Consider the following 19,839-nt stretch of genomic DNA (forward strand, 5'->3'; position numbering starts at 1 on the left):
GTAAAGGTCATTCGCTAGGTATGTCCTGGGAATTCATTGTTTTTCTAGCCGCTTCCGGCGCGGTCGCCCTTGGCTGCCTCTTGCCGGCGCGCTGGCTTCCGTTGCTTCCACACGACAAGTTCCTGCATTTCATCGCATTTGCCGGATTGAGTGTGCTTGCGCTGCGCATCGAACCGGACTGGCTGTTGCGGCTGTGCTGGCTGGGCGGCCTGCTGCTGGCCGGACTGGCGATCGAAATCTTGCAAAAACTCGTCCCAGGCCGTAATTTTTGCTGGAAGGATATGGCTGCCAACACGGCGGGCATCGGCTGCGCCACCTTGGTCTTCGGACTGTTACAAGTGATCTGATACGCATGACATCCACGAACAAACGCAAATCCGACACTGGCACCGACCTCGCTCCGAGCGAGGTGACGCCCAATCCGGCGACTGTGGCGGCGGACCAGGCGGCGAACGAAGCCGCACCGCAAGAAGTCAACCTGCAGATTCACTTGCGCAAGATCCCGCTGTTGGCCAACCTCAGCGATGAGGACATGCAGCAGGTGAAGGCCAACCTGCGCATTCGCCAGTTTGCAAAGCGCGAGGTGGTGCTGCAAAAGGGCGCGCCCGGCGACAGCCTGCTGTTCCTTCTCACCGGTTCGCTGCAAGTCATCGACGTAACCGAGGATGGCCGCGCGATCGGCCTGCGCCTGCTGCAGCCGGGAGACTTCTTCGGGGAGATTGCGGTCATCAACGGCTCCGTGCGCTCGGCTTCGGTCGTAGCCCTGACGCCTGTTCTGGTCGCCCTGCTGCCGCGCTCGATCGCCCTGCACCTGTTCTCGCACGCCCCATCGGTAGCGAGCCACATGCTGCGTTTCCTGGCCGAAAAGGTGCAGCGCGATTCCGAATTCCGTTCCCTCCTCAGCATTCACAACACGTCGCGCCGCATCTACACCTTCCTCAACCTGATGAAGGAGAAGAAAGAGGGCGACGTCGAGGTCGTGGAGAACCTGCCGACCCACCAGGATATCGCCAACATGATCAACACCAGCCGCGAAACCGTCACCCGCGCCCTGCTCGCGTTGACCCAGGCGGGCATCATCCAGAAGGGCACGCACAAGATCACCATTATCAAGCCGGACGAGCTGCAAAAGCTTATCCAGGGCTGAACCACACCGCACGAACAACGGCCTTTGTCCTAAAACCGTCTTAATGCGTAACAATTAGTAAAGAGCTAATTGGCATCTAGCATCATGCTATAATGGCCAACTTTCCTGCAGGATCAGCCCGCGTGACGCGCACCGCGCCGTGCGCCTTCCTGATCCCTTGACCAGCGTCCTACATCGATGATTTCCCGATTCATGCTCGGCGGCGTCTGGCGCTACCGCGGCTTCATCGCGGGCAGCGTACGCCGCGAATTCCAGGCCAAGTATCGCAACTCCCTGTTCGGTGCCGCCTGGACCATCCTCAACCCCCTTGCGATGATCCTGGTCTATACCGTGATCTTCTCGCAGGTCATGGGTACCCGCCTGCAAGGCAATGTCGGCCATTTCGCCTACAGCATCTACCTGTGCGCGGGCGTGCTCACCTGGGGCCTGTTCGCCGAGATCACCATGCGCGGCCAGAACGTCTTCCTCGAGCACGCGAACCTGATCAAGAAGCTGCAGTTCCCGCGCATCTGCCTGCCGATCGTGGTGGTGCTCAATGCGCTGGTGAACTTCGCGATCATCTTCGGCCTGTTCTCGGTCTTCCTGGCGCTGTCCGGCGCCTTCCCCGGCTGGGCCTACCTGGCGCTGCTGCCGGTGCTGGCCATCCTGGTGCTGTTCGCGATCGGCCTGGCCATGACCCTGGGCGTGCTCAATGTGTTCTTCCGCGACGTCGGGCAGTTCTTCACCATCGTGCTGCAGTTCTGGTTCTGGTTCACGCCGATCGTGTATCCGGTGGCCGCCCTGCCCGAGTCGATCCGGCCGCTGCTGGCCTGGAACCCGATGGCGGCCGTGATCCAGGCCTGCCAGAGCATCCTGCTCGACAACCGGCTGCCTCACTGGCCCAGCCTGTTGCCGGTGACGGTGCTCGCCCTGCTGTTCTGCGCGCTGGGCCTGCACCTGTTCCGCAAGCGCGCAGGCGAAATGGTGGATGAACTCTGATGGGCACGATCGTCGTCGACAAGCTGGGCAAGGCCTACAAGCAGTATGGCAACCGCTGGCACCGCCTTGCCGAATGGATCCTGCCGGGCAAGCGGCCGCGCCACCAGCTGAAATGGGTGCTGCAGGATGTGAGCTTCCAGCTGGCTCCCGGTGACGCGGTCGGCATCATCGGCATCAACGGGGCCGGCAAGAGCACCCTGCTCAAGCTGATCACCGGCACCGCCCAGCCGACGACCGGCGGCGTGTCCATCAGCGGCAGCGTCGCCGCCCTGCTCGAACTGGGCATGGGTTTCCACCCCGATTTCACCGGCCGCCAGAACGTGTTCATGGCCGGCCAGCTGCTGGGCATGGGCGTCGACGAGATCGCCCGCCTGATGCCGCAGATCGAGTCCTTCGCCGAGATCGGCGACTACATCGACCAGCCGGTGCGCGTGTACTCGTCCGGCATGCAGATGCGCCTGGCCTTCAGCGTGGCCACGGTGCGCCGGCCCGACGTGCTGATCGTGGACGAGGCGCTGTCGGTGGGCGACGCCTACTTCCAGCACAAGAGCTTCGAACGCATCCGCGAATTCCGCAAGCAGGGCACCACCCTGCTGATCGTCAGCCACGACCGCGCCGCCATGCAGTCGATCTGCGACCGCGCCATCCTGCTCGACAGCGGCCGCCTGGCCAAGCAGGGCTCGCCGGAAGAAGTCATGGACTTCTACAACGCCCTGATCGCCGAGCGCGAAGGCAGCAAGGTGGAACAGGTGCGCACGCCCGAGGGGCGGGTACGCACGACCTCGGGCAATGGCGCCGCCAGCGTGACCGAGGTGGTGCTCGAGAACGAGGATGGCCAGGCGCTCGAGGTGCTCAACGTCGGCGTGCCCATCGCCCTGCGCATCCGTGTGCAGGTGAACCGGCCGCTGCCGCGCCTGGTGCTCGGCTATATGATCAAGGACCGCCTGGGCCAGCAGATCTTCGGCACCAACACCCATTTCCTCGACCAGGCCCTGAACGACCTGGAAGCCGGCGAGACCATCGACTACCGCTTCCGCTTCCCGCTCAACCTGGGACCGGGCAGCTATTCGGTGACCACCGCGCTGACCAGCAGCGAAACCCACCTGGCCGACAACTACGAGTGGCGCGACCTGGCCGCCATCTTCGAGGTCATGAACATGAACCGCCGCGAATTCGTCGGCAGCAGCTGGCTGGAGCCGCAAGTGGAGATCCAACGTTGAACCAGAGCACCGAAACCACCTTCTACCGCGCCTTCGAGGACCGCTTCCGCGGTTCGCGCGACACCATCAAGGAGCGGCTGCGCGCCTATGCCCGCTTCACCGATCCGCTGCTGCAGCTGCCGGGCACGCGCGCCGTGCTGGACCTGGGCTGCGGCCGCGGCGAATGGCTGGAGCTGCTGGGCGAGAGCGGCTTCGACGCCCGGGGCGTCGACCTGGACGAAGGCATGCTGGCCGCCTGCCGCGAGCGCGGCCTGAACGCGCGCCATGGCGACGCCCTGGCCGCGCTGCGGGAGCAGGCGGACGGCAGCCTGGCCATGGTCTCGTGCTTCCACCTGGTCGAGCACCTGCCCTTCGACCTGGTGCGCGAGCTGGTCGCCGAAGCGCTGCGCACGCTGCAGCCGGGGGGGCTGCTGGTCATGGAAACGCCGAACCCGGAAAACCTGACGGTCGGCGCCACCAGCTTCTACCTCGACCCTTCGCACGTGCATCCGCTGCCGCCCGGCCTGCTCGGTTTCGCCGCCGAATACGCGGGCTTCGGACGCACGCGCATCGTGCGCCTGCAGGAAGACCCGGCGTTGCGCACGGCGCAGCGGATTCCCCTGATCAGCGTGCTGGAAGGCGTGAGCCCCGACTACGCAGTGGTGGCGCAGAAGGCTGCGGGGCCGGACCTGCTGTCGCCCTTCGATGCCGCGTTCGATGCCGCCTGGGGCCTGACGCTGGGCGAACTGGCGCACCGTTTCGAGGAACATGCGGCCAGCCAGCACGCCGACATCCATCACGCCATCGGCGCCGTCGCGCGCCGCGCCGAGCAGATCGCTGCGGACACGGCCGGGGTCAACGCCTGGATCGATGAACTGCGGCAGCAGGCTGCGCGCCAGGAAGCGCGGCTCGCACACGTGGAAGCGCACGCCGCCGAGATGTCGCAGCGCGTGGTCGATATGCTCGACAGCACCTCATGGCGCATCACCGAACCGCTGCGCCGCGTGTCCGGCCTGCTGCTGCGGCTGCGCACGGCGCGGGCGGAGGGACGCCTGGGCAGCGCCGCCAGGCGGCGTGTCGCCGGCCTGGTGCGCCGCGCCGGCGGCGCCGTGCTGCGCCGTCCGGCCCTGAAGCGCGCCGTGCGCGCCGTGCTGCGCCACGTGCCGGCGCTGGAGTCGCGCCTGTACGGCATGATGCTCGACAATCGCAACGCCGGCCGCGTGGTGCTCGACGACGGCGGGGGCGAGCTGTCGCCGCGCGCCGCACGCATCTACCAGCAGCTGCGCCAACTGAAACAGGAAACAGCAAGGAAGCCAGATGCGGATAGTCATTGATCTCCAGGGCGCCCAGTCGGAAAGCCGCTACCGCGGCATCGGGCGCTATTCGCTGGCGCTGGCCCTCGGGGTGGCGCGCAATGCGGGCGAACACGAGGTGTGGCTGGCGCTGAACGCGGCGCTGGGCGGCGCCATCGACGATATCCGCCAGGCCTTTGCCGGCCTGCTGCCGCCCGAACGCATCTGCCTGTTCGATATTCCCACTCCCACCGCCGAGGCCCAGGCGCAGAACAGTCCGCGCGCGCGCGCCGGCGAACTGCTGCGCGAATACGCGATCGCCCAGCTGCGTCCGGACGCGGTGCTGGTGACCAGCCTGTTCGAAGGCTATGTGGACGACGCCGTCACCTCGATCGGCAGGCTGGACGAGGGCGGCGCCGTCACCGCGGCCGTGCTGTACGACCTGATCCCCTTCCTGAACCCGGACCAGTACCTGCGCCAGCCGGAACAGCGCAGCTACTACGATCGCAAGATCGCCTCCCTGCGCCGCGCCGGCCTGCTGCTGGCGATCTCGGACTACTCGCGCCAGGAAGCGATCGACGCCCTTGGCCTGGATCCGGCCGGGGTGGTCTCGATCTCGACCGCCGTGGACGAGCGCTTCCATCCCGGCGCTCCCGATTCCTCCCACCTGGCGGCCCTGCGCGGGCGCCTCGGGATTACCCGCGCCGCCCTGATGTGCGCGCCGGGCGGCTTCGACGCGCGCAAGAACATCGACGGGCTGATCGCCGCCTACGGCATGCTGGCGGCGCCGCAGCGCGCCGCCCACCAGCTGGTCATCGCCGGCAAGATCAACGAAGGCGAGCGCCAGCGCCTGGCGAGCCTGGCGCGCCAGCACGGCCTGCGCCCGGACGAGCTGGTGCTGACCGGCTACCTGAGCGACGCCGACCTGATCGACCTGTACCGCAGCTGCGCGCTGTTCGTGTTCCCCTCGCTGCACGAGGGCTTCGGCCTGCCGGCGCTGGAGGCGATGGCCTGCGGAGCGCTCGCCATCGGCGCCGACAGCACCAGCATCCCGGAAGTGATCGGCAATCAGGACGCCATGTTCGACGGCCGCCAGCCGGCCGCGATCGCGGCCCGGATCGCCCAGGTGCTGTGCGATCCGGCGCTGCAGGCGCGCCTGCGCGAGCACGCCGCCCTGCAGTCGCGCAAGTTCAGCTGGGACAACAGCGCGCGCCGCGCCATCGCCGCGCTGGAGGAGCGCGTGGCCGCCCGCGCCGCCGCGCCCGCCGCAGGCGAAGCGGCCGGCCTGAAGCCGCGCATCGCCTTCCTGTCGCCGCTGCCGCCGGAGCGCACCGGCGTGGCCGATTACGCGGTGCGCGTGCTGCCTACCCTGCTGCCCCATTTCGAGGTCGAACTGATCGTGCACCAGGACAAGGTGGAGATGCCGCCTGAACTGGCGCACCTGCCGCGGCACCCGGCCTCCTGGCTGGACCAGCATCCGGAACGCTACCAGCACATCGTCTACCAGTTCGGCAACAGTCCCTTCCACAGCTACATGCTGCCGCTGCTGGCGCGCCACCCCGGCGTGGTGGTGCTGCACGACTTCTTCCTGAGCAGCATGATCTCCTACGAGCAGGTCACGGGGGCCATGCCGGGCGTGTGGACGCGCAGCCTGCTGCATTCGCACGGCTATGCGGCGGTGCAGTCCAGTATCGCCCCGGACGGCCTGGACCGCACCAAGCAGGACTACCCCAGCAACCTGGAGATCCTGCAGGACGCCAGCCACGTCATCGTGCACTCGGAGTACGCACGCCAGCTGGCGCGCGACTGGTACGGTCCGCGCGCCGGCGAGGACTGGAGCCCGGCCCAGCTGCCGCGCGCGGTGCCGGCCGAGAACGACCGCACCGCCGCGCGCCGCGCCCTCGGCATCGACGACGACACTTTCCTGGTCTGTAACTTCGGCTTCGTCGCGCCCACCAAGCACTGCCTGGAGCTGCTCCAGGCCTGGCTCGCGTCCAGCCTGCACCGGGATGCGCGCTGCCACCTGGTGTTCGTCGGCGCCAACCACGGCGGCGACTATGGCCGCCGGATGACGGAAACGATCGGCGCGGCCGGCGCGGGGGCGCGGGTGACGATCTCGGGCTGGACCTCGGACGAGGACTATTTCCGCTACCTGCAGGCGGCCGACATTGGCGTGCAGCTGCGCACCGGATCGCGCGGCGAGACCTCGGGCACGGTGCTCGACTGCATGATCTACGGCCTCCCGGTCATCATCAACGCGAACGGCGCGATGGCCGAGTTCCCGCACGACGCCGTGTGGATGCTGCCGGACGCGTTCGGCCAGCAGGCCCTGGTGGACGCGCTGGAAACCTTGCGCAACGACGACGCGCGCCGGCGCGCCCTGGGCGCCGCGGGCTTTGCCCTGATGGGCACCCGCAACAGCCCGGAACGGGTCGGCCTCATGTACAAGCAAGCCCTGGCGGTGGACGCGCGCAAGCGCCGCCATGGCCGGCCGGCGCTGCTGCGCGCGCTGCTGGCGACCGAGGGGCTGGAACAGGACGACGCCATGCTGCAGCGCCTGGCGCGCTGCGCCGCGCGCAGCCCCGATCCGCTGCAGCCGCGCCAGCTGCTGCTGGACGTGACCACCATCGCCCGCAACGATCTCAAGACCGGCATCGAGCGCGTGGTGCGCAACCAGCTGCAGGAACTGCTGCAGCTGCGCGCCATCGGCTACCGAGTGGAGCCCGTGTATCTCAGCCAGGACGGCGGCGCGCCGCACTTCCGCTACGCGCGCAACTACTGCGCGCGCCTGCTCGGCATCGGGGACGTGCTGGAAGGCGCCGACCCGGTGGTCGACGTGCTGGCCGGCGACATCTATTACTGCGCCGATTTCGCGCCGCATGCCACCATGGAAGCGGCGCGCAACGGCCTGTACGCGGCCTGGCGCGCACGCGGGGTCAGCATCAACTTCACGGTCTACGACCTGCTGCCGGTGCTGCGTCCCGAGTTCTTCCCGCCGCGCGCCGACATCACCCATGGCGCCTGGCTCGAATGCGTGGCGGCCGAAGCCGACCGTCTGGTCTGCATCTCGCACGCGGTCGCGGCCGATATGGGGGCCTGGCTGGCCGAGCGCGGCGTGGCGCGTCGCCCGGGCCAGCTCCTGACCGGGCTGCACCTGGGCGCCGACCTGGAACTGCAGATGAGCGGCCAGGCGGTCGAGTCGCCCCAGGCCCGGCAGGTCGCCGCCCGCCCGAGCTTCCTGATGGTGGGCACGATCGAGCCGCGCAAGGGACACCTGCAGGCGATCGAGGCCTTCGAGCAGCTGTGGGCGCAAGGCGTGGACGTCAACCTCGTCATCGTCGGCCGCGAAGGCTGGAAACCGCTGGCCGACGCCGACCGCCGCACCCTGCCACAGATCATGGAGCGCCTGCGCGCCAGCCCGGAGCTGGGCAAGCGCCTGCTGTGGCTCGAGGGGATCGACGACGACACCCTGCAGCAGGTCTACCTGGCCAGCACCTGCCTGCTGTTCCCGAGCGAGGCCGAAGGCTTCGGCCTGCCGCTGATCGAAGCGGCCCACCACGGCCTGCCGCTGCTGGCGCGCGAGCTGCCGGTGTTCCGCGAAGTCGCCGGCGAACACGCCCACTACTTCTCGGGCCTGGAAGCCGCCGACCTGGCCGACGCGGTGCGCGCATGGCTGGCCCTGCATGCCGAAGGACGCCACCCCACGTCCGCGGGCATGCGCTGGATGACCTGGCGCGAGCAGGCGCGCGCGCTGCTGGCGCTGCTCACCGCGCCGCTGCCGGGCACGGCCTTGGGAGCGAAGCAGGCGACATGACTTCCCTCCGCACGATGCGCGCCCGGCTTGCAGGGCCCGCGGCGCCCTGGCGCCGCGCCTCCTTCTGGTTCGACATCCATGGCCCGGCAGGCATGGGCCTGGCCGCCGCGCTGGCCCTGGGCTACGCCTGGTGGCTGTTCGGCTTCCCGATGCTGCACGGGACGGCGCCGTTCTGGTGGCGCGACAATGCCGACGTCACCCAGTACCTGGCGGGCTTCAATGCCTTCGCGAGCGACCAGTGGCGCTGGCCGCTGCTGCGCGTCGATACCCTGAACACGCCGGACGGCACGCTGGCCACGTTCCTCGACGCCATTCCACTTTACTCGCTGGTGCTGAAGGTGCTTACCCACGGCAAGGGCTACTGGAACCCCTTCGGCCTGTGGATCGCGCTGTGCTTCATCCTGCAGGGCGTGGGCGCGTGGTGGATCTGCCGCGAGGCACGGATGCGCAACTGGGCCGCCCTGGCGGCCCTGGCCCTGCTGTTCGCCGCCTTCCCCGCCCTGACCTTCCGCATCTCGCATACCAGCCTGATGTCGCAATGGCTGCTGCTGTTCGCCTTTGCCGTCTACCTGCGCAGCGTGCGCCTGGAGCGCCTTGCGACCGGCTGGTGGATGGCGCTGGTGGTGGGCGCCTTCTACATCAACATCTACCTGTGCGCGATGGTGTCGAGCATCTTCGCCGCCGACGTGCTGCGCCAGCTGCTGCACAGGCCGGCCGGCCCGGATGCGCCGGCGCCTGCGCTCCGCTCTACCCTGCTCGCGCCGGTCGCGGTGTTCGGCCTGCTGTTCCTGACGATGTGGGCAACGATGCTGCCCCTGCCGCCGGGCGCCGGCAACCGCGAATGGGGCTTCGGCTACTTCTCGATGAACCTGCTGGCGCCGCTGCACGGCGGGATCTACCTGCAGCTCGAGCATCCGCTGGCGCACGACGGCCAGAACGAAGGCTACAACTACGTCGGCGTCTTCGTGCTGGCGCTGGCGGTCGCCGCCTGGCGCCTGACCGGGCGCCGCGATCCCGGATTCTGGCGCCGCCATCGCGTGCTCACATGGGTGCTCGCGCTGCTGGCCATGTTCGCCGTGTCGAACATCGTGCACCTCGGTTCGGCGCGCCTGTTCGCGGTCCTGTTCCCGGAATGGATGCAGGTGGTGACCACCAGTTTTCGCGCTTCCGGCCGTTTCTTCTGGCCGGTCGGCTATGCGATCACCGCCTTCGCCGTGCTGGGTTTCGCGCGCCACGTGCACTGGCTGGTGTCGGCGCCGGTCCTGGCCGGCCTCCTGGCCCTGCAATACACCGACCTGGAAGTGCACCACCACCGGGTGCACGTGACCGTGGCCCACGTCAAGCCCGCGGCCGTCGACGCGGCGCGCTGGGACGCCTTCCTGGGTCCGGGCATTACCGCCATGCATTATTATCCGCCCTTCCGCTGCACCGATGCGCCCGCTTCCAACGCGCTGCTGCCCGTGATGGCGTATGCGGTCAAGCACCGCTATCCGTTCTCGACAGGCTACATCGCCCGCGCGGCCAAGCGCTGCGACGACACCGCCCAAACCATCGCCCAACTGCCGGACAGCACGGCCGTCGCATTCGAGAAGGCTTCCTTTCCGCAGCTGGCCGATGCCAGGAAACTGATGGGCCCCGATTCCACCTGTGCCGACATGGACATCGTCTTCCTGTGCCGCAGCACTATTCACCAGCAGGACCGTCAATGAACAAGAAACGCATTTCGCTGATTGCCCCGTTCTATAATGAATCGGGCAACGTAACGGAGTTCTTCCGCCGCGTGGCCGCCATCGCGGACAGCCTGTCCGCCTATGACATCGAGGTGGTCGCCGTCAACGACGGCAGCCGCGACAACACCTGGGCCGAGCTGCTCGAGGCGCGCGCCCGATACTCCTGGGTGCACCTGGTAGACCTGTCACGCAACTTCGGCAAGGAAGCCGCGCTGACGGCCGGGCTGGACCGCGCCCAGGGCGACGCGGTGGTGCCGATCGACGCCGACCTGCAGCATCCGCCCGAGCTGCTCACCGAGATGCTGGCGCAGTGGGAGCAGGGCGCCGAGGTGGTGCTCGCGCGCCGCACCGACCGCGAGACCGACGGGCGGCTGCAGAAATTCTCTGCCACCTCCTTTTACCGGCTGCACAACCTGATCTCCCACGTCGAGGTGCCGATGGACGTGGGCGACTTCCGCCTGATGGACCGGCGCGTGGTGGAGGCGCTGCGCCGGCTGCCGGAAAACCACCGTTTCATGAAAGGCCTGTTCGCCTGGGTGGGTTTCCGCACCGTCACGATCCCCTATGTAAACGCCAAGCGCCATGCGGGCACCTCCAGTTTCAATTTCTGGAGGCTGTGGAACCTGGCAATGGAAGGCATCACCAGTTTTTCGACGGCGCCGCTCAAGATCTGGACCTACATCGGCATGGCCGTGTCGGCGCTGGCCCTGCTGTACGCCGGCACGACGGTGATCGGCACCATGATCCACGGCGTCGACGTGCCTGGCTATGCCTCGCTGATGGCCGGCGGCATGTTCCTTGGCGGCGTGCAGCTGATCGGCATCGGCGTGCTGGGCGAATACGTTGGCCGCATCTACCACGAGGTCAAGCGGCGCCCCGTTTACCTGGTGCGCGAGGAATACCAGCCGGATAACCGCCCTGCTTCCGCGCCGTCGGCGGCGCACGAGCGTGAAACAGCCTGACAAGCCGTTCGTCCGCCTGCTGGAGCGCCACCGTGCGCTGCTGCTGTTCGGCATGATCGGGGTTGCCAACACCCTGCTGCATTCGGCCACGGTGATCGCCCTGGTCGAAGGCGTGCTGCTGCATCCGGTGGCGGCCAACGTGGCCGGCTTTGCTGTCGCGAACACGTTTTCCTTCTTCGCCAACTGCCGGCTGGCATTCCGCCAGCCGCCCAGCTGGCGCCGCTACCGCAGCTTCCTTGCCGTCTCGCTGCTCAGCCTGGCCCTGACGATCGGGCTGTCGGCGCTGGCGGAGGCGATGGCCTGGCACTACCTGGCGGGACTGTTGATGGTGCTCCTGTTCGGCCCCGTGCTGACCTTCGCGCTGCACAAGGCAGTGACCTTCCGCCATTCGGCCTGACTGCGCTCCCCGGCCCCTCGCCTGATTCGCCGCAGACGAGGGCCGGCCTGTGTGAAGTCACGAACGGAGGGTTCGGTGTGCGCCGGGTAGAGTGAATCCATGCCCGGTCCGCTTCCTGCGGCGGGCCAGGCGGCGCCCATCGCCATGCATACCAGGGATTCGCTCGATGGCAACAGGAACGGACAAGGACGAACACCTCGACAGGCCGCTCGACGTACAGGGCGGCGGCCAGAGCGCGGGCGTCATGGCGCGCGGCGAAGTGGAAGGCAACGCCTTCAACCCGGCCGGCAATCCCGGCGTCAACCACTGGCAGGCCAGCTACATCGGCCGCGAAGGCCTGGAGGACCGCGGCAACATCTTCTTCGCCGCCGTCGAGATGACCCGCATGCCCATGGTCGTCACCGATCCCAACCTGGAAGACAATCCGATCGTCTTCGTGAACGGTGCCTTCCTCGACCTCACCGGCTACAAGGAAGAAGAGGTCCTGGGGCGCAATTGCCGCTTCCTGCAGGGGCCTGACAGCGACCCCGCCACCGTCGCCGAAGTGCGCAAGGCGCTGCAGGAGCAGCGCGCCGTCTCGGTCGACCTGCTGAACTACAAGGCCGACGGCGAGCCCTTCTGGAACGCCCTCTTCATCGGCCCGATCTTCGACCAGAACGGCAAGCTGCTCTACTTCTTCGCCTCGCAGATGGACATCACCGAGCGCCGCAGCATGCTCGAAGCGAACCTGCAGGCGCAGAAGATGGAGGCGATCGGCCAGCTCTCGGCCGGCATGGCCCACGATTTCAACAACCTGCTGCAGGTCATCAACGGCAACCTCGAACTGGCCCTGCTCACGGCCGGCAAGACCGCGGCGGGCGATCCGATCCGGCGCGCCCAGCGCGCCACCATGCAGGCCGGCAAGCTCACCCAGCAGCTGCTGAGCTTTGCGCGCAAGCAGCGCCTCGAGCAGAAACGGGTCAGCCTGAACGGCCTGGTGGTCGAGTTCTCCGACATGCTGGTGCGCACGCTCGGCGACAAGGTCGAGCTGCGCCTGGACCTCAAGCCCGGCCTGCCGCCCTGCTCGCTCGACCCGACCTACCTCGAGATGGCCCTGCTGAACGTCGTCATCAATGCGCGCGACGCCATGCCCGAGGGCGGCGCGGTGACGGTGGGAACCGCCATCGTGAACGAGGCCCACCGCGCCGCCTCCCGCCTGCCGCCGGGCGACTACGTGTCGATCTGCGTGCTGGACGAAGGCGAAGGCATGGCGCCGGAGGTGGCCAGGCGCGCCACCGAACCCTTCTTCACCACCAAGGGCCTGGGCACGGGACTGGGCCTGGCCATGGTGCACGGCTTCGTGCAGCAGTCGCATGGGCGGCTCGAGATCGAGAGCGAGCCTGGCCGTGGCACCCGGGTGCGCATGATCTTCCCCGTGACCCAACAGGCCCGGGACGAAGACGCCGGCGGCCCGGACTTCGCCACTGCGGCCGCCGAGGAGGGCCGCAAGTGCCGCATCCTGGTGGTGGAAGACAACGAGGACGTGCGCGGGCTGGCCGAAGCCATGCTGGCGGCGGCGAACTACGACGTGGTGTCGGCGCCCAGCGGCGAAACGGCGCTGGCGCTCCTGGCCCGGGAACCGGTGGACCTGCTGTTCACCGACGTCATCATGCCGGGCGGGATGAACGGACTGCAGCTGATCGAGAAGGTGCACGAAGCGCGCCCCGGCATGCCGGTGCTGGTCACCACGGGGTATATGGACGAACTGCCGGCGCGCAGCGCGAAGGGGCAGGCGCTGGAGGTGCTGGCCAAGCCTTATGACCACCAGGATTTGCTGGACCGGGTGCAGGCGGCGCTGCATGGGCGCCGCGCGGCTTGATCAATCGCGAAACGGAATGGAGGAACGTAGGGTGGTCGGCTTCGCCGACCGCGCGTTCAACTCACGGATGAGTCGCAACGGAGCATGCCGGAGCTGGACGCGCGGTCGGCAGAGCGTGCTCCAGTCCACTGGACTGGAGCACCCCTACGAAAAGCGGTGACGCGGACGATCAGGCGGTCGTGCGCGGACCGCCGCCCAGCAGGAAAGCCAGCTTCTGCTTGCCCTGCTTGGCCGGGGCGCTTGCCGTCACGGTCTCGCGGCGCGCCGCGCTCGACGGCTCGTAGGGCTTGAGGAACCACGGGTCGACCTTCTCGCGGCGCGGCGTCGGGCTGTAGCCGCCCCGTGCGGGACGCTCGCCGCGTTCGCCGCCGCGTGCGGGAGCCTCGTCGCGGCGGCCACGGCGTTCGCCGCCGAAGTCGCGCCCGCCCTCACGCGAACCCTCGCGCGAACGGCTCGAGGGCGCCACGAAGCCGGCCAGCTCGCCGCGCGGGATGGTCTGCTTGATCAGCTTCTCGATATCCGCCAGCAGGCGCTCGTCCTTGTCCGAGTACACCGACAGCGCGTCGCCCGAGGCGCCGGCGCGGCCGGTGCGGCCGATGCGGTGCACGTAGTCTTCGGCGTTGTAGGGCAGGTCGAAGTTGATCACGCAGGGCAGGTCCGAGATGTCGAGGCCGCGCGCGGCCACGTCGGTCGCCACCAGCACTTCGACCGCGCCGCCCTTGAAGGCGTCGAGGGCGGCCATGCGCTCCTGCTGGGTCTTGTCGCCGTGGATCGCCGAGGCCTTGATGCCCTTCTGCTCCAGGTGGCGCGCCAGGCGCGAGGCGCCGATCTTGGTGTTCGAGAACACGATCACCTGCTTGAGGTTGCGCTCGCGGATGATGTGCTCGACCACGTCGCGCTTGAGCTCCTCGTCGACCTTGTACACGGTCTGGGTGACCTTGTCGGCGGTCGCGTTGCTGCGCGCGACTTCGATCAGCACCGGCTTGTTCAGGAAGCTGTTCGCCAGCTTCTTGATCTCCGGCGAGAAGGTGGCCGAGAACATCAGGTTCTGGCGCTGCTTCGGCAGCAGGTTGATGATGCGCTGCAGGTCCGGCAGGAAGCCCATGTCGAGCATGCGGTCGGCTTCGTCCATCACCAGCATCTGCACCTGGCCGAGGCTGATGTTCTTCTGTTCGATGTGGTCGAGCAGGCGTCCCGGGGTGGCGATGACGATTTCGACGCCGCCCTTCAGGATCGTGGTCTGGCCCTTCATGTCCATGCCGCCGAACACCACGGTCGAGCGCAGCGGGGTGTGCTTGGCGTAGGCCTTGACGTTGTCGGCCACCTGCACCGCCAGCTCGCGGGTCGGGGTCAGCACCAGGGCGCGCACCGGGTGGCGCGCCGGCGACATGCTGCTGTTGGCGTGGGCCATCAGGAGCTGGATGATCGGCAGCGAGAAGCCGGCGGTCTTGCCGGTGCCGGTCTGGGCGGCGCCCATGACGTCGCGGCCCTGCAGCACCAGCGGGATGGCCTGGGCCTGGATCGGGGTCGGGTGCACATACCCCTGGTCGGTCAGGGCGCGCAGGATTTCCGGCGCCAGGCCGAGGTCGGCGAAACGCACGGTCGGCGCTTCGTCGGCGGCAACCTGGACGACGGGCAGGTCGTCGCTCATCGGCATGTTGTCGACCGGGTCGGCGCTGGCTACATTATTCTGGGTATCAGACATTTTCTTCTTCGACAGTATTTCGTTAGCTCTACGGCTGCGCCTGCGGGCACGGTGCGGCCTGCGCGGGAAGCTTCCAGAGGAGACGGCGGGCCGGCGACCGGACCGCATGACCGCGGAGGCGCCGGAGTACGGGCGCGCGGAGGTAGAGGCACTTTAGCGGGTGACACGATACCTCAAATCCACCCCACTGTATATAAAGTCCTGTTTCCCCGGTCGGCCATCCCGACGATTCCTGCTCAGGCACATGACAGGATCATGGCGTCCAGCCGCGCTGCAGGGCCGCCCGTTCGGCCTGCGCATCGAGGGTGGCGCCGACGATGCGCGCGTCGATCGCGGCCTGCACCGCCGGCGGCGGCACGCTGCCGTCGAGGTAGGCGGCGCCGGCCGGCGCCTGGGCCAGCACGGGAATCGTCCAGCGGCCGTTGCCGCGGCAGGCCAGGCCGGCGCTGGTGTCGACCACGAAGCTGCGGCAATAGCTGCCGTCCTTCGACACGAAGGTGACGCCGATGCGCACGCCCGATTCCGCCGGGCCGGGGCTGGCCAGCTGGTCGCCGAGGGCGTCGACCAGGCGTCCGCGCGCGACCAGGGCGCCGTCGCTGGCCACCAGCATTACCAGGCTGGGCGCCGGTTGCAGCTGCTGCCAGCCGAGGGCGCCGGCCACCACGCCCGTGGCCAGTGCGCCAGCCACGGCCAGCCAGTGGCGCGGGGACCAGCTGCTCCGTTCCGGCGGCGGCGGCGGCATGGGGCGCCCCGGTCGGATGGCGTCCAGGTGCACCACCTTGGCGCCCTGGGGCGGCAGCTGGCGTTGCGGGTGGCCGCTGTCGTGGTGGCCATTGGCCGAGACGCTGAAGATGTGGGCGCGGGCGTCGCTCCGGCGGTGCTGGGCGATGCGGGCTGCGAGGATGGGGTCGGCGTGCATGGCGCGCTCGACCGCCGCGCGCGCCGGCTCGGCCAGCTCACCGTGGATGTAGGCGATCAGGAGGTCGTCCGAGAATTTCATGGCCGCCGCATCTCCCTGCTAGGAAGTGATCAGGCCGTGCTCGTCGAGGACGTCGTGCAGCAATTCGAGCCGGATCACGGGGTTGTCCAGCATGAGCATATTGTGCTTTTGCCGGTTGGGCAAGGGCAGCAGTTCACACCAGCGGTTGGCGACCCAGCCGCAGTCGTCCAGCCGGAACGGCGGCTGCACCGGCCAGCGGTGCTGCGGCACGTCGTGCAGCGAGTTCAGCACCCGGTCGAGGGCGTCGGAAGCGCCCTGCAGCTCCGACGGAATGCGCACCTCGTGGTCGTCCTCGACCAGCTCGGCCTCGGCCATCCACAGGCCGTTCAGGCGCTGCTCGGCGGTAACGACGTTGAATCGCGAGCCGCCGCGGCACAGGACCTGCAGCAGGCCCGGCGTGGTGGTGGCGGTCTCGGTGACGGACGCGATGGTGCCGGCGGCGACGAACCGTTCGGGTTCGCCCTCCGGCTGGCGCACCTCGTGCCCCTGGGTGAGCAGCACCACCCCGAAGGGCGTGTCCTCGGTGAGGCAGCGGCTGATCATGTCGAGGTAGCGCACCTCGAACACCTGCAGCGGCAGCACCCCGTCCGGGAACAGCACCGTACTGAGCGGGAACAAGGGCATGGAAATCGTCGACATGATGCCCATGATGACAGAATCGCAGGGGGGCGGGGAGCACGATTGGCGCCCGGCGCCGCCTCAATCGGGCCCCTGGAGCGGCAGGTGGCGGATCGCGCTGCCCAGGTTGCCGAGGCGCCAGCGCAGGCGCTCCCAACCCGGGTCCGGCAAGCGCACCACGCGCACCCGCAGCACGCCGCCGGGCAGGGCCGGCACCGGCACTGCCTGCTCGCCCTCTTCCTCGAAAGGCAGGCGGTACTGGGCGCCGGGGGCAAGCTGCAAGGGCCCGAATACCAGCGGACGGCCAGTACGGTTACGCAGCAGCAGCACGTCCTGCACGCCCGCGGTCAGGCGCACTTCCGACGGCACGTCCTGCCCGCCGGGCGGAAAGTCCAGCAGCACCTCATGACTGTCTCCCCGCACCGGCCACAGCGCGCCCCACAGCAGGGCCAGGACCAGGGCGCCCAGCAGCGCCGCCAGTGGCCAGTGGCGCTGCAGGAATGGTGGCTGGCTCATCGTTGGGCAGGCGCAGGCGCGCCCCGGAACGGGAAGACAAAAAGTTGCATTGAGTCAATTTTAGGCGATAATGCCGTTGCCAAACACGCAAAGGTGACGTGCGCCCCGACACAGCAAGGATGCGTATGCTACCGCTTTCCGCGCGTTTCCGAACAACCCGCCGCCAGAATCGCCGCCGCGCGTACCGAAACATGCCCTCCGCCCAGCCCGCCTCCACCAGCCGCACCCCGTCCGATTCCGGGCAGCTTCCGCTGCTGCTGGCCATGCTGGTGTGCCTGGTGACACTGCTGGTGACTTTTTTCGCCTGGAGCAGCGCGCGGCACGCCGCCGAGGCGCAGCTGGTCGAAACCTTCGACTACCGCACCCGCGACATGGTGTTCAGCATCAGCCGCAGGATGGCGGTCTACGAGCAGGTGCTGCGCGGCGCGCGCGGCTACCTGCGCGGCTCGGTGGCGCTCGAGCGCAGCGACTGGGCCAGGTACTATGGCCTCCTGCGCCTGGACCAGTCCTTCCCGGGCATGGAGGCGCTCGGCATCGCCACCCTCGTCCCGCCCGGGCAGCTGGCCGCCCACGAGGCCGCGCTGCGGCGCGAAGGCTTCCCCGGCTACCGCGTCACGCCGCCCGGCCAGCGCCCCGTGCTGACGGCCATCACCCACATCGAACCGTTCACGGACCGCAACCTGCGCGCCTTCGGCTACGACATGTACAGCGAGCCGGTGCGCCGCGCCGCCATGGAGCGCGCGCGCGACAGCGGCCAGGCGGCCCTGAGCGGCAAGGTCGTGCTGGTGCAGGAAGGCCCGGGCGAGGGCGGCGCCGGCGCGCCCCAGTCCGGCGCCCTGATGTACCTGCCGGTCTATCGCGCCGGCATGCTCTCCGGCACCGTCGACCAGCGCCGCGCCGCCCTGGTCGGCTGGGTCTACGCGCCCTTCCGGATGAACGACCTGATGCGGGGCCTGGGCGGCGCCCACTCGCTCGACCTCGACATCGAGATCCACGACGGCGATCCGAAGGGCGACGCCACCCTGCTCTACCGCTCCGCCAAAGCCGCCCCAGCGCGCACGCCGCGGCTCAAGGCCAGCGCCCAGATCCTGCCGGGCGGGCGCACCTGGACCGTCATGATGCGTTCCAGCCCCGCCTTCGAGAACAGCCTCGACACCACCCGCCCGCGCCTGATCGCGCTCACCGGCGTCAGCCTGAGTTTCCTGCTGAGCGTGGTGGTCTGGCTGCTGGCCAGCTCGCGCCGCCGCGCCCTGCTGCTGGCCCGGTCCATGACCCTCGAGCTGCGCCAGTCGCACGACCAGGTCGCCGCCGAACGCCAGCGCATCCAGGTCATCCTCGAGCACACCCACGACGCCTTCCTGGCGCTGGACGCCGACGGGCGCATCACCGACTGGAACGCCCAGGCCACGCGCCTGTTCGGCTGGAACCCGGCCGAAGCGATCGGACGCGGCGCCGAAGACCTGCTGCCGCCACGCGCACGCGCGCCTTTCCGCGAGGGCTACATGCGCTTCGCGACCAGCGGCGCCTGTCCCCAGCTGGGCGGCCCCACCGAACTGGACGTCATCGACCGCAACGGCCGCGAGATTCCGGTGGAACTGAGCGTGGCGGTGCTGCCCATCGGCGAGCGCTTCGGGGCCACGGTCTTCGTGCGCGACATCAGCGCGCGGCGCGAAGCCCTGGAGCGCGAACAGCAGCGCCAGCAGCGCCTCGACGAAGCGCGCCAGGCGCTGGCGCGCGCCCAGAAGCTGGAAGCGGTCGGCAAGCTCACGGGCGGCGTGGCGCACGACTTCAACAACATCCTGCACATCATCAGCGCCAACGTGCAGCTGATGCTGCGCGCCGACCGTCTCGACGAGGGCAAGCGCAAGCGCCTGCTCAGCATCCTGGATGCGGTCGAGCGCGGGTCCAAGCTGGCCGGCCAGTTGCTCGCCTTCGCCCGCCGCCAGCCGCTGCACCCGAGCGAGGTGCATGTCGACGAACTGCTGGCGCGCATGGACAGCCTGGTGCTGCGCGCCGCCGGCGACGGCGTCAGCATCGAGAAAAGCGCCCCGCCCGCCCTGTGGCCGACCCTGGCCGATCCGAACCAGCTGGAGAACGTGCTGCTCAACCTGGTCATCAATGCGCGCGACGCCATGGACGGCAGGGGCAGCGTGCGCCTGGTCCTCGACAACGTCACGGTCGCGAACGACCCTGCGCTGGCCCCGGGCGACTACGTCACGGTGGCGGTCAGCGACACCGGGCACGGCATACCGCCGGACGTGATGGAACACGTCTTCGAACCCTTCTTCACCACCAAGCCCGAGGGCAAGGGCACGGGCCTGGGCCTGTCGATGGCCCACGGCTTCGCACGCCAGAGCGGCGGCGACATCCGCCTGGCCAGCGAGCCGGGCAAGGGCACGACAGTGACCCTCTACCTGCCGCGCCACGTGGCGGTGGCGGCGCGCACGGTGCCGGACGGGGTCGCCGAGCCGCAACAAAACCAGTAACTCCGGGCCACATCAAACCTGGGTGTCAGGTCTGACATCCGGACACGGCCTCATCTGTATGGATGCCGCGCCCTTTCTTCAGCGCCTCAGCAAGATTCGAGAACGTTCTTTTTTTGCAGATCTGCTCGTCGAATTGC

General features: G+C 68.7%; 15 protein-coding genes. 11 read left to right on the forward strand and 4 right to left on the reverse strand.

The genetic code is table 11. The features are described from left to right. Window positions 1-20: 20 nt before the first annotated feature. From NX780_RS13170 to NX780_RS13215, 10 genes are all read left to right on the forward strand, one after another. Complete coding sequence (locus tag NX780_RS13170; RefSeq protein WP_258828326.1) at window positions 21-347, forward strand: VanZ family protein; 327 nt, start codon at window positions 21-23, stop codon at window positions 345-347. A 5-nt stretch (window positions 348-352) separates the two neighbouring features. Continuing rightward, window positions 353-1,147 carry a Crp/Fnr family transcriptional regulator gene (locus tag NX780_RS13175; protein WP_258828327.1) on the forward strand — a complete coding sequence of 265 codons (795 nt, stop codon included), beginning with the start codon at window positions 353-355 and terminating at the stop codon, window positions 1,145-1,147. Window positions 1,148-1,324: 177 nt separating this feature from the next. Next, a complete protein-coding gene (locus tag NX780_RS13180; protein WP_307732820.1) occupies window positions 1,325-2,125 on the forward strand; it encodes an ABC transporter permease in 801 nt (266 codons plus the stop codon). Further along, on the forward strand, window positions 2,125-3,345 hold the full coding sequence (locus tag NX780_RS13185; RefSeq protein WP_258828328.1) for an ABC transporter ATP-binding protein: 1,221 nt from the start codon (window positions 2,125-2,127) through the stop codon (window positions 3,343-3,345). The genes NX780_RS13180 and NX780_RS13185 overlap by 1 nt, the downstream gene beginning before the upstream one ends. After that, window positions 3,342-4,658 (forward strand): class I SAM-dependent methyltransferase, encoded by a 1,317-nt coding sequence (locus NX780_RS13190; protein WP_258828329.1) that lies wholly within the window; start codon window positions 3,342-3,344, stop codon window positions 4,656-4,658. The genes NX780_RS13185 and NX780_RS13190 overlap by 4 nt, the downstream gene beginning before the upstream one ends. Then, window positions 4,642-8,430, forward strand: a complete 3,789-nt coding sequence (locus tag NX780_RS13195; protein ID WP_258828330.1) for a glycosyltransferase — start codon at window positions 4,642-4,644, stop codon at window positions 8,428-8,430. The genes NX780_RS13190 and NX780_RS13195 overlap by 17 nt, the downstream gene beginning before the upstream one ends. Beyond that, window positions 8,427-10,139: a DUF6311 domain-containing protein gene (locus NX780_RS13200; RefSeq protein ID WP_258828331.1), complete on the forward strand. Its 1,713-nt coding sequence runs from the start codon at window positions 8,427-8,429 to the stop codon at window positions 10,137-10,139. The genes NX780_RS13195 and NX780_RS13200 overlap by 4 nt, the downstream gene beginning before the upstream one ends. Next, complete coding sequence (locus tag NX780_RS13205; RefSeq protein WP_258828332.1) at window positions 10,136-11,122, forward strand: glycosyltransferase family 2 protein; 987 nt, start codon at window positions 10,136-10,138, stop codon at window positions 11,120-11,122. The genes NX780_RS13200 and NX780_RS13205 overlap by 4 nt, the downstream gene beginning before the upstream one ends. After that, complete coding sequence (locus NX780_RS13210; protein ID WP_258828333.1) at window positions 11,109-11,519, forward strand: GtrA family protein; 411 nt, start codon at window positions 11,109-11,111, stop codon at window positions 11,517-11,519. The genes NX780_RS13205 and NX780_RS13210 overlap by 14 nt, the downstream gene beginning before the upstream one ends. A 166-nt stretch (window positions 11,520-11,685) precedes the next feature. Next, entirely contained in the window at window positions 11,686-13,377 is a 1,692-nt protein-coding gene (locus NX780_RS13215; protein WP_258828334.1) for a PAS domain-containing protein, read from the forward strand. 169 nt (window positions 13,378-13,546) lie between these two features. Here the strand turns inward: NX780_RS13215 and NX780_RS13220 are convergent, their stop codons facing one another. The 4 genes from NX780_RS13220 to NX780_RS13235 all read right to left on the reverse strand — a co-directional run bounded on the left by NX780_RS13220 (window position 13,547) and on the right by NX780_RS13235 (window position 17,216). Further along, window positions 13,547-15,028 carry a DEAD/DEAH box helicase gene (locus NX780_RS13220; RefSeq protein ID WP_370663613.1) on the reverse strand — a complete coding sequence of 494 codons (1,482 nt, stop codon included), beginning with the start codon at window positions 15,026-15,028 and terminating at the stop codon, window positions 13,547-13,549. A 307-nt stretch (window positions 15,029-15,335) separates the two neighbouring features. Continuing rightward, window positions 15,336-16,082 carry an anti-sigma factor gene (locus NX780_RS13225; RefSeq protein WP_258828335.1) on the reverse strand — a complete coding sequence of 249 codons (747 nt, stop codon included), beginning with the start codon at window positions 16,080-16,082 and terminating at the stop codon, window positions 15,336-15,338. 18 nt (window positions 16,083-16,100) lie between these two features. Then, window positions 16,101-16,721, reverse strand: a complete 621-nt coding sequence (locus tag NX780_RS13230; protein WP_258828336.1) for an LON peptidase substrate-binding domain-containing protein — start codon at window positions 16,719-16,721, stop codon at window positions 16,101-16,103. Window positions 16,722-16,781: 60 nt separating this feature from the next. After that, window positions 16,782-17,216 (reverse strand): hypothetical protein, encoded by a 435-nt coding sequence (locus NX780_RS13235; RefSeq protein WP_258828337.1) that lies wholly within the window; start codon window positions 17,214-17,216, stop codon window positions 16,782-16,784. A 191-nt stretch (window positions 17,217-17,407) separates the two neighbouring features. Between NX780_RS13235 and NX780_RS13240 the strand changes: the two genes are divergently transcribed. Continuing rightward, a complete protein-coding gene (locus tag NX780_RS13240) occupies window positions 17,408-19,702 on the forward strand; it encodes a CHASE domain-containing protein (protein WP_258828338.1) in 2,295 nt (764 codons plus the stop codon). Window positions 19,703-19,839 lie beyond the last annotated feature (137 nt).

It is taken from the genome of Massilia agri, from assembly GCF_024753255.1.
Lineage (GTDB): Bacteria > Pseudomonadota > Gammaproteobacteria > Burkholderiales > Burkholderiaceae_D > Telluria > Telluria agri.